Origin of the sequence: Ilumatobacter sp. (assembly GCF_041688325.1) — a bacterium.
GTDB lineage: Bacteria > Actinomycetota > Acidimicrobiia > Acidimicrobiales > Ilumatobacteraceae > Ilumatobacter_A.
On record NZ_JBDNIJ010000125.1, the window covers coordinates 1 to 12,613 of the forward strand.

The 12,613-nt window shown below is 62.2% G+C and carries 13 protein-coding genes; 9 read left to right on the forward strand and 4 right to left on the reverse strand.

Features of this window, described 5'->3' with window-relative positions; genetic code table 11:
- The 7 genes from ACH2EI_RS08275 to ACH2EI_RS08305 all read left to right on the forward strand — a co-directional run.
- Window positions 1-1,122 (forward strand): phosphate ABC transporter substrate-binding protein PstS (locus ACH2EI_RS08275; protein ID WP_395159691.1); only part of this gene is annotated, 1,122 nt, incomplete at its 5' end.
- A gap of 121 nt (window positions 1,123-1,243) precedes the next feature.
- Complete coding sequence (pstC, locus tag ACH2EI_RS08280) at window positions 1,244-2,218, forward strand: phosphate ABC transporter permease subunit PstC (RefSeq protein ID WP_395152619.1); 975 nt, start codon at window positions 1,244-1,246, stop codon at window positions 2,216-2,218.
- A 2-nt stretch (window positions 2,219-2,220) separates the two neighbouring features.
- A complete protein-coding gene (gene pstA / locus ACH2EI_RS08285; protein WP_395152618.1) occupies window positions 2,221-3,306 on the forward strand; it encodes a phosphate ABC transporter permease PstA in 1,086 nt (361 codons plus the stop codon).
- 128 nt (window positions 3,307-3,434) lie between these two features.
- A complete protein-coding gene (pstB, locus tag ACH2EI_RS08290) occupies window positions 3,435-4,214 on the forward strand; it encodes a phosphate ABC transporter ATP-binding protein PstB (protein ID WP_395152617.1) in 780 nt (259 codons plus the stop codon).
- Entirely contained in the window at window positions 4,214-4,945 is a 732-nt protein-coding gene (gene phoU, locus ACH2EI_RS08295) for a phosphate signaling complex protein PhoU (protein WP_395152584.1), read from the forward strand. Before pstB ends, phoU begins: the two co-directional genes overlap by 1 nt.
- A gap of 8 nt (window positions 4,946-4,953) precedes the next feature.
- Complete coding sequence (locus ACH2EI_RS08300; protein ID WP_395152583.1) at window positions 4,954-6,219, forward strand: ATP-binding protein; 1,266 nt, start codon at window positions 4,954-4,956, stop codon at window positions 6,217-6,219.
- A complete protein-coding gene (locus ACH2EI_RS08305; protein WP_395152582.1) occupies window positions 6,212-6,910 on the forward strand; it encodes a response regulator in 699 nt (232 codons plus the stop codon). Before ACH2EI_RS08300 ends, ACH2EI_RS08305 begins: the two co-directional genes overlap by 8 nt.
- 139 nt (window positions 6,911-7,049) lie before the next feature.
- Here ACH2EI_RS08305 and ACH2EI_RS08310 read toward each other — a convergent pair whose 3' ends face one another.
- Genes ACH2EI_RS08310 through ACH2EI_RS08320 form a run of 3 tightly spaced genes read right to left on the reverse strand, consistent with a single transcriptional unit; the run spans window position 7,050 to window position 8,907 of the window.
- Window positions 7,050-7,706: a PhoU domain-containing protein gene (locus ACH2EI_RS08310; RefSeq protein ID WP_395152581.1), complete on the reverse strand. Its 657-nt coding sequence runs from the start codon at window positions 7,704-7,706 to the stop codon at window positions 7,050-7,052.
- Window positions 7,707-7,764: 58 nt separating this feature from the next.
- On the reverse strand, window positions 7,765-8,358 hold the full coding sequence (locus ACH2EI_RS08315; RefSeq protein ID WP_395152580.1) for a Na/Pi symporter: 594 nt from the start codon (window positions 8,356-8,358) through the stop codon (window positions 7,765-7,767).
- Window positions 8,359-8,907 carry a Na/Pi symporter gene (locus ACH2EI_RS08320; protein ID WP_395152579.1) on the reverse strand — a complete coding sequence of 183 codons (549 nt, stop codon included), beginning with the start codon at window positions 8,905-8,907 and terminating at the stop codon, window positions 8,359-8,361. It lies immediately after the preceding gene.
- 104 nt (window positions 8,908-9,011) lie between these two features.
- On the opposite strand from ACH2EI_RS08320, the gene ACH2EI_RS08325 reads away from it, so the two are divergent.
- Window positions 9,012-10,301, forward strand: a complete 1,290-nt coding sequence (locus tag ACH2EI_RS08325; RefSeq protein WP_395152578.1) for an MFS transporter — start codon at window positions 9,012-9,014, stop codon at window positions 10,299-10,301.
- On the opposite strand, the gene ACH2EI_RS08330 is transcribed toward ACH2EI_RS08325, so the two are convergent.
- Window positions 10,210-11,460 carry a zinc-dependent metalloprotease gene (locus ACH2EI_RS08330; RefSeq protein ID WP_395152577.1) on the reverse strand — a complete coding sequence of 417 codons (1,251 nt, stop codon included), beginning with the start codon at window positions 11,458-11,460 and terminating at the stop codon, window positions 10,210-10,212. The two genes, ACH2EI_RS08325 and ACH2EI_RS08330, sit on opposite strands and share 92 nt — an antisense overlap.
- 100 nt (window positions 11,461-11,560) lie before the next feature.
- Here ACH2EI_RS08330 and ACH2EI_RS08335 point away from each other — a divergent pair, with 100 nt between their 5' ends.
- Window positions 11,561-12,598, forward strand: coding sequence for an NAD-dependent epimerase/dehydratase family protein (locus ACH2EI_RS08335; protein WP_395152576.1), 1,038 nt, complete (start codon window positions 11,561-11,563; stop codon window positions 12,596-12,598).
- The last annotated feature ends 15 nt before the right edge of the window (window positions 12,599-12,613 follow it).

A 12,613-nucleotide genomic window follows, 5' to 3' on the forward strand; every position in this document is an offset into this window, starting at 1 on the left:
GAGCCGGCTGCTGAGACGACCGCCGCCGCCAGCGAAGAGCCGGCTGCTGAGACGACCGCCGCCGCCAGCGAAGAGCCGGCTGCTGAGACGACCGCCGCCGCCAGCGAAGAGCCGGCTGCAAGTATGGTTGTCTCTGGCACCCTCGTCGGTGCAGGATCTTCGGCCCAGGCCGCAGGCATGCAGGGCTGGCAGGCCGGCTTCCAAGGCCTCAACTCTGATGCCACCATCGAATATGACGCCATTGGTTCCGGTGGCGGTCGCGAGCTGTTCCTCTCGGGCGGTTCGGACTTTGCTGGCTCGGACGCCGCGTTGAAGGACGAGGAGTTCGAAGCGTCCAAGGAGCGTTGTGTCGGGGACCAAGGTGCCATCAACTTGCCGCACTACATCTCGCCGATCGCCATCCCGTACAACCTCCCGTCGGTCGACGCGACACTGAACCTCACCCCCGAGGTCATCGCCGGAATTTTTGCCAACACGATCACCAACTGGAATGACCCGGCGATCGCCGCCACCAACGATGGCGTCGAGCTTCCCGACCTCAACATCAACCCGGTGCACCGTTCGGACGAGTCCGGCACGTCGGAGAACTTCACCGACTACATGAGCCAGTCGGCACCCGCTGTCTGGACGTTCGGTGAGATCGAGATCTGGGATGATGGTCCTGGCGGTGGCGAAGGCGCTCAGGGCACCTCCGGTGTCGTGGCAGCTGTTGAAGCTGGTGAAGGCTCGATCGGCTACGCCGATGCCAGCCAGATCGGCAGCCTCCCGGCCGCAGCTGTCGGTGTCGGTGACGGCTTCGTCGAGTTCAGCCCAGAAGCAGCCGGTCGCGTCGTCGATGCGTCCGAGCGCAACACGGGTCGCAACGAGTTCGATTTCGCCATCGAAGTGAACCGCACGCCCGATTCGGCTGATGTGTACCCAATCGCTCTGGTCTCGTACCACATTGTCTGCCTTGAGTACCCGGATCAGGCAACCGTCGATCTCGTCAAGGCGTTCATGACCTATGTCGGTTCTGAGCAGGGCCAGGCCGATGCGGCCGCGGCAGCAGGCTCGGCACCGATTTCCCCCGAGGTCCGTGCCGACATGCTGAAGTCGATCGACGCCATCAGCGTCGGCGGCTGATCCCCCACCCCCCAACCGGAGTCATACGGCGAGCCGGTCCACATTGTTTGGACCGGCCCGCCGTTGCTCACGTTCCCCAGCATTTTGGTGCTGACGAATTCGGAGACATACCGTAGTGACGATCATTGAGAACCCGAAGCAACAGACCGAGCCCGACTCGCCGTTTGGCGATGAGAAGATTAGCAAGGCCGGCGACAAAGTCTTCTTTGGTCTCTCGTTTGGCGCGGCCTCATTGATCCTGGTCACCCTCGCCTCGGTGGCCCTCTTCCTCATTAAGGAAGGTCTGCCTGTCTTCACCGCGAGCGACAAGTCCGACCTTGAGCGTGGTGGCGATTCGTTCGTGGGATACGTCGGCCCACTGGTGCTCGGCACGGTCTACATCGCAGCGATCGCACTCCTGATCGCGACACCGATTGCTGTCGCTGTTGCCCTGTACATCAGCCATTACGCCCCGAAGCGACTCTCGCTGACCCTCGGGTATTTCATTGATCTTCTCGCTGCCATCCCAAGTGTCGTGTACGGCATCTATGGCATCACGGTTCTCGCCCCGATTCTCTCGCGCACGCTGTATCCCTGGCTCGACGACTACGCCGCTTGGCTGCCGTTCTTTGGGTCGGATGTCAATGTGTCAACCAGCGGCCGGACCACGCTGACCGTCGGCATCGTGCTGGCGGTAATGGTGCTGCCGATCATCACAGCGATCTCACGAGAAGTGTTTCTCCAGACGCCGCGACTCCACGAAGAGGCCTCCCTGGCACTCGGTGCAACCAGGTGGGAGATGATCCGCCAAGCAGTGCTCCCCTACGGTCGCTCGGGTGTGATCTCCGGAGCGATGCTGGGCCTCGGCCGTGCACTCGGCGAGACGATGGCCGTGGCCATCATCCTGTCGCCAGCCGACGGATACTTCTGGAACATCATCACCAACTCGAACTCAAACACGATCGCTGCGAACATCGCGCTCCAGTTCCCGGAATCGTCGGGCCTCGAGGTTAACCGACTCATTGCAACCGGCCTGGTGCTGTTCATCATCACCTTTGGGGTCAATGCACTCGCGCGTCGGATCGCCGATACTGGATTTTCTGGAGCTGACGGATGACGATGACCACTGACCATCTCGGCCCCGACACCGGTGTCGGCTCTGACTCGAATGGCGACATTACGAGTGGCGAACTTGCCGGCAAGGGCATGTTCGCGATCTTCGGTGGGGCCGTTGTTCTCGGAGCGTTGACGTGGCTGCCTGCCGGCAGCATCAACTGGGCGCGCTGGGTGATTGTGACGATTTTGGCCTACATCATTGGGACGTACGTCGTCTCGCGCATCGTGGAGTCGAAGCGTCATGCAACCGACCGGCTCGCCACCGCGGTCATGACGAGTTCCTTCGCCGTGGTCCTGCTGCCGCTCATCTCGGTTGTTTGGACTGTTGTGGATCGCGGCTCGAATCGATTCGACTGGGCTTTCTACACCGAGACGATGCGCGGTGTCGTCGGTGAGGGCGGCGGCGCGTACCACGCCATCATCGGCACGTTGATCATTACTGCACTGGCCGCAACCTTCTCCATACCGTTCGGATTGTTCACTGCTATCTATCTCGTTGAGTACGGCGGCAAGACTCGATTCGCCAAGTGGGTCACCGGGTTGGTCGACGTGATGACCGGTATCCCGTCGATTGTCGCGGGCCTGTTTGCGTACGCATTCTTCGTTCTCGTTGATGGCCCCGGTCACCGATCGGGCTTGGCCGGAGCGATTGCACTCACGCTGCTGATGACGCCCGTCGTCGTCCGTGCGTCCGAAGAGATGCTGCGTCTTGTGCCCAACGAACTGCGCGAGGCGTCGTACGCCTTGGGCGTCCCGAAGTGGAAGACGATCGCAAAGATCGTCCTGCCCACTGCGGTCGCCGGCATCTTGACCGGCATTGTGTTGGCGATTGCTCGTGTGATCGGTGAAACAGCGCCGCTCCTCATCACGGTGGGCATTGCTCAAGGTGTCAACTACAACCCGTTCTCGGGACGTATGGCAACACTGCCCGTCTTCACCTACAACTCCTACGCATTCCCGACGTTGCCGCGTGACGCGAGCCTCGATCGAGCATGGGCGTCGGCGCTCACACTCGTCATCATCGTGGCGGTCCTCTTCACCGGGGCCCGTATCCTTTCTTCCATCCTCAAGCCCAAGGGTCTGAAATGAACCGCTCGGTAACTTCAAGCCCCCTCCTTTCGACCCAGAACGGTGCAGCGATCATGCCGAACTCCGCACAAGCGACTCAGGCCGGCATCGGCTCGGCGGTCGAATCGGATCCGAATGCGCCGGTTGACTTGCCGAACCGCATCGACGTCACCGATCTCAACATCTACTACGGAGCGTTCAAGGCGGTGGAAGACGTCTCGATGACGATCAACCCGCAGTCGATCACTGCGTTGATCGGCCCGTCGGGCTGTGGCAAGTCGACGTTCTTACGCTCGCTCAACCGGATGCACGAAGTCATCGACGGCGCCTACGTCGAAGGCAGTGTCGTGATCAACGACAAGGACCTGTATGGCCCCGGTGTCGATCCGGTGGCGGTCCGACGCAAGATCGGCATGGTGTTCCAACGCCCCAACCCGTTTCCGACCATGTCGATTGCTGACAACGTGTTGGCGGGTAAGAAGCTCAACTCCAAGCGGCTGAGCAAAACCGAGGGAGCCGAGCTCGTCGAGGAGTCGTTGCGTGGTGCCAACCTTTGGAACGAGGTGAAGGATCGTCTCGACAAGCCGGGTTCGAGCCTGTCCGGTGGCCAACAGCAGCGTCTCTGCATCGCCCGCGCAATTGCAGTGTCGCCTGATGTGTTGCTGATGGACGAGCCGTGCTCGGCGCTCGATCCGATTTCGACGCTGGCGATTGAAGAACTGATGCTCGAGCTCAAGCGCACGTACAACATCGTGATCGTCACGCACAACATGCAGCAGGCAGCACGAGTCAGTGACCGCACCGGCTTCTTCACCATCGAAGGCACCGGCAAACCTGGAAAGCTGGTCGAAATGGACACGACCGAGAAGATCTTTGCCAACCCTGCCAAGCAAGAGACGCAGGACTACGTGACGGGACGGTTCGGCTGATGTCGAAAGAACTTCGCTCCAACTTCCACGAACAACTTGCCGAGATCGGCGCGGGCATTGCTCGGATGAGCGCCGGAGTCACCGAACTCGTGCCGCGTGCTACCCAGATCCTCCTCGATGGTGATCTCGAAGCAGCTGAGTACGTCATTCTGGGCGACGACGAATACGACGCCAAGGCGGTCGAACTCGAAGAGCGATGCTTCAGCGTGATTGCGCTGCAAGCCCCGGTCGCATCCGACCTTCGTTCGCTCGTCTCAGCCATCAAGATCATTGCTGACATCGAGCGCTCTGCCGATCTCTGCGTCAACATCTGTAAGGCGGCTCGACGTATTTACAGTCACGATCTCGACCCCAGCTTGCGCGGCGTCATCCAGAAAATGGGCGACCAGGCGCGGGTGCTGTTCAAGGAAGCAACCGAGGCGTACATCAACCTTGATGGCCCTCGAGCCGCAGCGCTGCACGACATGGACTCGTACCTCGACGATCTGCAACGCCAGTTCATCCAGGTGATTTTCGAAAGCCATGCGGCCGGCACCATCGACCTCCAAGTCGCTGTGCAACTCGCCGTGGTCGCCCGCTTCTTCGAGCGCATTGGCGACCACGCTGTCAACGTCGGCGACCGCGTTCGCTACATCGTCGATGGCTGGGTCCCGGAGCATCCGTATGCCGAGAGCGTCAACGACCCGCCAGAGATCGTCGACGGCGTCGTCGTGCCAGCAGCCCAGGGCTGAGAACTGACGTGCCTTCGATCGTCGCACTGTTTGGCGGAGTAGCCATCGGTCTCGTGATCGGGGTCGTCCTGGCACACCGGACAGCTCGGACAGTTCGTCGTCCAAAGGCTGCAAGCAACGATCTGACGGGCAGCGCAGTCACGGCCGCCGGCAACATTGCCGAGGAGTTTGGCGCCGATCTCGCGTTGGGATTGCAGAGCGCTGTCGACCATCTCCAGATGGGAGTCGTGGTGTGCGACGCATCGCTGAAGACCACGTACCGCAACGGAGCCGCAGATGCCCTGACGGGCACGCACGCCGGTGTCATCGTGGACGCGCACCTGCAACAACTCTTCACCGAGACGCGCTCGGGCGTGCGTGCCGGACGAATCGTTGAGCTGCAGGGGCCGCCAAAGACCACGTACAGCATTGACGCGATGCCGATCCCGGGTGGCGGCGCAGTTGCCACGATCGACGACATCAGCGAACGAGTCCGCATCGACTCGATGCGCACTGACTTTGTGGCGAACATCTCGCATGAACTCAAGACACCCGTCGGCGCCATCGCTGTTCTGGCTGAGATGCTCGCGGACGAAACCGAACCGACGGTGATCAACACACTGTCGAGCCGAGTCGTCGAAGAATCACACCGTGTGGCACGAACGATCGACGACCTGCTCGAGTTGTCGCGCATCGAGTTGAGCCGTCGCCTCGACGACGCCGTCGACCTGTCTGCGGTCGTCGACGAGGCCGTGGCCCGAGGCCGGATGGCAGCTGATGGTCACCAGGTCCAAGTCGAAACGATCGGCGCCTCAGATCGATTGTGGATTCAGGCCGACCGACCACAGCTGAGCTCGGCCGTCGGCAACCTTGTCGAGAACGCCGTCAAGTACAGCGACGACGGCGGGCTCGTCCAAGTCAGCATCCGTCGTAACGAACGGTGGGTCGAAGTCATTGTCGTTGATGAGGGCGTCGGGATTCCCGCGGCCGACCTCGACCGAGTGTTCGAACGGTTCTATCGAGTCGATAAGGCGCGTGCCCGACAGACCGGTGGAACCGGGTTGGGCCTTGCCATCGTCCGACACGTTGCAAACAACCACGGCGGCGTCGTCTCTGTGCAATCGCAAGAGGGCGAGGGTTCGACATTCACCTTTCGCCTCCCCGCCCGACTCGTCGTGCCATCGCCCGAAGTGAACGAGCCGGGCAACCCAACCGAACTGCAGCCGGCGCCCGGTCGGCTTGCAGCAACGGCGGGATCAACTCCGCCACAGAAGGTGAGCATGTCCGATGGGTGAAGCCGTGATTCTGGTCGTGGAAGACGAACCATCATTTGTCGAAGCCCTCAACATCGGTCTCGTCCGTGAAGGGTTCACGGTGCACGTAGCCGTCGACGGTGTCGACGCGCTCGAAAAGTTCGACGCCGTTTCTCCCGATCTGGTCTTGCTCGATGTGATGCTGCCGCGGCTCTCGGGCATCGAGGTCTGTCGCCAAATCCGCAAGAAGAGCCGCGTGCCGATCATCATGGTCACCGCCAAGAGCGCGGAGATCGACACGGTCGTCGGGCTCGAAGTCGGTGCAGACGACTACGTCACGAAGCCGTACCGAATCCGCGAGCTCGCAGCACGAATTCGGGCAGTACTCCGACGTTCGAGCGAGACGCCAGACTCGACCGCAGGTCTCGGCACTGGAACGATCGAAGTGGGCAACGTCATGCTTGACCCTGAAGCACATCGCATCACCATTGCCGGTGAAGAACTGACCCTTCCGTTGAAGGAGTTCGAGTTACTCCACCTGCTGCTCGTCAACGCTGGCCGTGTGCTGCCGCGTGAGACGTTGATCGACCGGATTTGGGGATACGACTACGTGGGCGACACGAAGACGCTCGACGTGCACATCAAGCGGTTGCGGAGCAAGTTGGAAGCTGACCCGAGCAACCCCACCCTCATCACCACTATCCGCGGTTTGGGTTATAAATACTCTCGCTGAGGCCAGGTGTGGCGATTTCTGCGTTGCCGTCGTCGGTCATTGAGCAAGCTCAACTCTGTCCTCGGCGCCTTGACCTCACCTCTCTGCCCTCGCCTCTCTGCCCTCGCCTCTCTACCCTCGCCTCTCTGCTGCTGCTGAGTCAGTCGTCTTTGTCGTCTTCTTGGGTGATGGTGGACGGGAGGGGGCCGGCGGCGGTGCGAACGATGCCGAGCAGGTTGGCGACGATCCGCTTCAGGTAGCGGTAGTAGATCGCACGGGGTACGACCTCGCGGCCGGGCCGGTCGGAGTGGAGGTAGCTTTCGATCTTGGCTTGGTGCTCGGCGACTAGGGCGAGCACGCGAATGGCGAACTCCTCCTTGCGATCGTCGTTGGGCTCAGCCAGGAGGTCGGCTGCTTCGCCGAACATCGTCGAGATCAAGCCGCGCTCTGCGAGCATGGCCTCGGTGTCGGTTTCGCCAGCCAGACGGACACCACTTTCGGCGAGGTCGAGCACATTGGTCGCCTGGTCGCCGATGCGCTCGATCTTCTTGAGCAGCAGGATCATGCCGAGCACGGACCCGATGTCGGACGAACCCTGGACAGTGACGTGGACGACCAACTCGGAACGCAGTTGCTGCTCCATATGGTTGATGCGCTGGTCGGTGTCGCGGATGTCGGCTTCGACCGCAGCGGTGTCGGTGTTGGTGAGCAGGGCGAGCGTCGCCAGATCGAACGAGTGCCGCGCGTCGCCGAGCATCCCGACTGCTCGTGACACGATGTGATCGAGGCCGCCTTCTCGCTTGCTGAAAAATGACATCACCATGATCGAACTTCCCTCATGAGTTGCTGGTTGAAAAATTGGCCCGGGTACTGACTCATCGGAACAGGGCAACACCGATGAGTGGGAGGATGATGAATGCCGTCATGACGTAGGCAACGGCCCAGACGCGACGTTTGACCGCAATCTCCGCGAGGCCCTCTGCCAGCCGGACTGGGACGTCGCGTGCGAACGGCAAGACGTAGAGCACCGCGATACCCATCACGTTGAAGGTCGTGTGGGCGAGCCCGACGGTGAGCGCTTCGGGCACTGAAGCAGCGAGGGCAGCAAGCAACGCCGTGATCGTCGTTCCGACGTTGGCGCCGAGTGTGACCGGGTACGCGTTGCGCAACGACAGCACGCCTGCAGCGGTGAGGGGAATGAGGATCGAGGTGGTGATGCTGGACGACTGCACGGCGACCGTGATGACGAGGCCGAGCAGCATTGCAACCGAGCCTGACCCCTTGCTGAGCGCGGTGTTGATTGACTTTTCGACGCGGTCAGCCACGAGTTTGCGCATGTTCTTCGTGATGAAAGTGAGCGCGAGTAGCACGATGACGAGCCCGGTGATCACCACAAACGTACCGAGGACGTTGCCGGTGAGCCCGACGGCATCTTCGATGTTGACGATCCACTCGACGGGTTTCTTCACCTAGGCTTTGACCGGGCTCTTCCACTCGGAACCGGCCGTACCAACCAGCCGGTCGCTGATCCACGTCGCAGTCTTTGAGATCGCGCCCGTCACGAGTTCGACCGGAAGAAGAATGGCGACAGCCAGCACGTTGAAAAAGTCGTGCACGGTCGCGGCGGCAAATGCTCGCTTGAACTCGGCGGGCTGCCTGATGTGGCCGAGCGACACGAGGGTGTTGGTGACGGTCGTACCGATGTTCGCGCCCATGATCATCGGAATAGCCGCGTCGACGCTGATGCCCTTGGTGGCAACCAGCCCGACGATGATCGACGTGGATGCGGACGACGACTGGACGAGCACCGTTCCGAGGATGCCGACGCACAGGCCCGCGATCGGATTGCTGACACTCGAGAACAAGCGCTCCTGCGTGTCCTCGCCCATGATCTTGATGCCCTTTTCGAGGGCGGAGACGCCGACCAGGAAGGTATAGATCAAACCGAAAACGAGTGCTGAGCGCATCCACGTCGGCACATCGAAACGGGTCGGGCGCTCTGGAGCAGTAACTGCCATACGAGTCGGGCAACCTAGCCGACTTGCTGAGTCGCTCCGTCACAGATGGTTCTGTGGGGCCGAGACGGCATAGCCCTGCAGCGCGGAGGCCTACTATCTGTTCAGTGGAACGACCGACATCTGCCGCCCGGCCGGCACCGTCCAAGTTCCGACGGTTGGCAATCACTCATGCCCTGATGATGGGCGGCGACGCAGCCATGGTCGTGGCGCTCGCCGACTCGCTGTTCTTCGACATCGACCTCACAGCGGCGCGCACGCGGGTGATGCTTTTCTTGGCGATCGGGTTCGCTCCGTTTCTTTTTGTCGCCCCACTGATCGGCCCGGCGATCGACCGCGTGGCCGGCGGCCGCCGCTTCGTGATCCAGGTTATTGCCATCGCCCGTGCCGTGCTGCTGTTCTTCATGGCGCGCTACATCGACGCACTGGCACTCTTCCCACTGGTCTTTGCGAACCTCGTGCTGCAGAAGGCGTATGTCGTGTCCAAGTCAGCGCTCGTCCCGTCGACCGTTCGTTCCCAAGACGAGTTGGTTGAGGCAAACTCGAAACTTGGCCTGATTTCTGGGCTGACTGGTGCGGCCGCGGTGATCCCGGCAGCGATCCTGCTCAAGACGATCGGCGCGTCCGCAACGTTGATCTACGGCACGCTGATTTTCTGCGCGGCGCTCTTCAGCGCCACCCGGCTGCCTCGCGAGGTCGTCGCAGCTCACGGCGTCGACCACGATGAATCAATGCAACTGCGGTCGGCCAGTCTGCAGAACGGTGCCATCGCGATGACCGTGTTGCGCGGTTGCGTCGGGTTCACCTTTTTCCATCTGGCGTTTTGGCTGCGTTCGCAAGACCAGGGAACGTTTTGGTTTGGCGCGGTCGTCGGCGTGTCAGCCCTTGTTGCCATGGTGGGCAACGCGATCGCGCCGCGCCTGCGTAACCGAATGCGCGAAGAAACAATGTTGGTCGCGTCGTTGGTCGTCGCAGCCGTTGCCGGTGTCGGCACAGCGGCGCTCGGGGGCCCGGTGGGCGCGGTGATTTTGGCCGGCGCCCTGAACATGGTCGCGGCCGTCGGACGGCTCAGTTTCGAGAGCATCGTGCAGCGCGATGCTCCGGGTGCCAACCAGGGTCGAGCCTTCGCGAAGTTTGAAACGCAGTTTCAGCTGGCGTGGGCCTTGGCTGCATTCTTTGCCGTCGCCATCCAGGTGTCGGGCCCGGTTGGCTTTCTGATCGTTGGCCTTGTTGCCGCCGGGACACTTGTCAACCTGGTCGTTGGGACCAGCCGGAGTGACGGCCGGCGGCGTAGTCGGCGAAGTGTCAGTCGGCGGAGTCGAAATCAGCAACCCGCGCGAGCCAGAGGCCGGGCGCCTCAATCTCGTTCGGCGTCGGCACCGCGTCGGCGTCGCTGAACAACGGCGCCAATCCGTTCTCGCCGCCACGGTCGACGACACCTTGCACGAAGGCTTTACCGCGAGCGGTTTGATCGGCGCCGAGGCGAATTCCGAGGAGTCGCTCGACGAACAAGTCGTCAGGTGATACTTCGGCACGGCGGCGACGGACTGCGTCAGCAATGTGCAGCGCATTGCCGCCGATGATCCGAACGGCGACGGCGTCGACGACCCAGTCAATCACACCGATCGTGACGGCGACGGCGGTGTCGAGTTCGGGTTCAAGGGCGATCTGCTCGGCTGACCGCACGGCGCCGAGGAGTATCTCTGGGTCACCGAATGCGGCCTGCATTGCGGCCATCGGGTCCGATTGGTCGATATCGAGCGAGGTGAGTTTGTCAGTCATCGCGGACGAGTCGGGCCGGAATGCGCCGACGTGTCGCTGGACCAATGACCGCAGGTGGTCAGCAATGTGCGGGATCGAGAGCAAGGTGTGGCCTGCCATCTCGTGAGCAATGACCCAGAGCCGCATCTCGTCGAGCTCGATATCGGAGTGAGCGGCGAACTTGTCGATTGTCGGGGGGACGACGACGAGCTTCGACGCGAAGCCGCCTTCCCGAGGAATCGGCAAGTCGTAGACCCCGAATGCTCGGCGTGCGAGCCCGCCAACCATCGAGCCGACGGACATGCCCATCATCGCAGGCGCCATCATCTTGCTGAGGCCTGCCATCATCTGCATCATCGGGTCGCCGGACCCGTCGTCGTTGCCGGTCTGTCCGAGCGATGTCGCCATGTCGTTGAACAGAGGCCGGTAGGCGTCGAGCGTCTGTGCAGCCCATTGCTCGGGAGTGGCGACTTCGGGGTCGCTCTCAATGACGGTGAGTTGCATGACGTCGGCAACGTGGAGCCGAGCGATCCCTGCGAGCTCGGCGTACTTGATGCGCACACTTGGCTCGATGTTGGCGGTCGGAACCGGAACGTTCCCACCGGAAACCATCGCTCCGGCCATGTCCCCGCCGCTGGCTGCGAGGAGCGCGAATTGGCGCGCCGCGTCCCAGTTGAGGGGGCCCTGTCCTGAGAGGGCCCTGGAAAGATCACCGAACAGTGGCATTCCCGCGAACGGGTTGTTGCCAGCGTCATCTCCACCGGGTGTGATGGCGTCGTCGTTGCCGTCGTCCATGCTCGAAGGATACGGGAGGCAGCGGCGATCTGGCCGCGGTCGACATCGCCGAAGTGGACACACCTCCCGTCGAGGCCGCGGCGGCACTAGCGTCGGGTTGGTGACAGCGCTGATCGATGCCCCCGGCAACGTGATGTCAGCGACGACGGGCGAACTCACAGTCGTCATCACCGGAGCGACAGGGCCGCTGCAAACACGAGTGGTCGAGGGGCTTCGGGCTCTGGGCAACGTGACGGTGTTCGAGACAACTGGCAGCTTGGACGATTTTGACGGTGACACCGCTGATGTCGTCATCGATATGGCGAGCAACGATCATGACTGGCTTGCCAAACACCGTGAGAGTTCGACACAGCATGCGACGACGAGTCTCGGCATCGCCGATGTGGTCTCGGCGGACCAAGTGGTGTTCGTGTCGTCGGCCATGGTGTACGGCGCCAACGCTAACAACCCGTTTCCCCTCACGGAAGAAACGGTGCTTCGTCCCGACACCGAGTTCGTGTTCGCCCGCCAACTGGCATCGGCCGAGGAACTCGTCGAGCAGTGGCGTCGGAGCAGGCCCGGTCGAGCGACATCGGTGCTGCGCCCGGCGATTTCCCTCGCTGAAGACGGCACGTCCCAACTCGCAGGCGCACTGGTCTCGGGCCTCGGCCAACGTTTTGCCGAAGACGACCCGCCGTCGCAGTTCTTGCACCTCGATGATTTGGCCTCCGCGATCGTGCTGGCGGTGCAGCGCCGTCTCGACGGGGTCTACAACGTTGCACCTGAAGGATGGATTCCGGGCGAGCGAGTTCGAGCGCTGTCAGGCGAGCGGCCGCGTATCCCGCTTCCGGAGCGGGTCTCAGAAGTACTTGGCGCCGTCCGCTGGCGTTTCCAGCGGGGCCCGATTCCGCCAGGTTTGCGCTCCTACACCCGCGAACCTTGGGTCGTCTCGAACGGACGGTTGTTGGCCGAAGGGTGGAAGCCGACGGTCACGAACGAGCAGGCGTATGTCGAAGGCACCGAAGCACGATGGTGGACCATGGTGTCGCCAAAGCGTCGGCAAGAACTGTCGCTCGGCGTCGGTGTCGGCCTTGGGCTGGTCATCACGATCGTTGCGGTCTTGGTTGGGCGTCGCTGGTGGCGCGCTCGACAGGGTTGAGCGTTGCTCCACGAG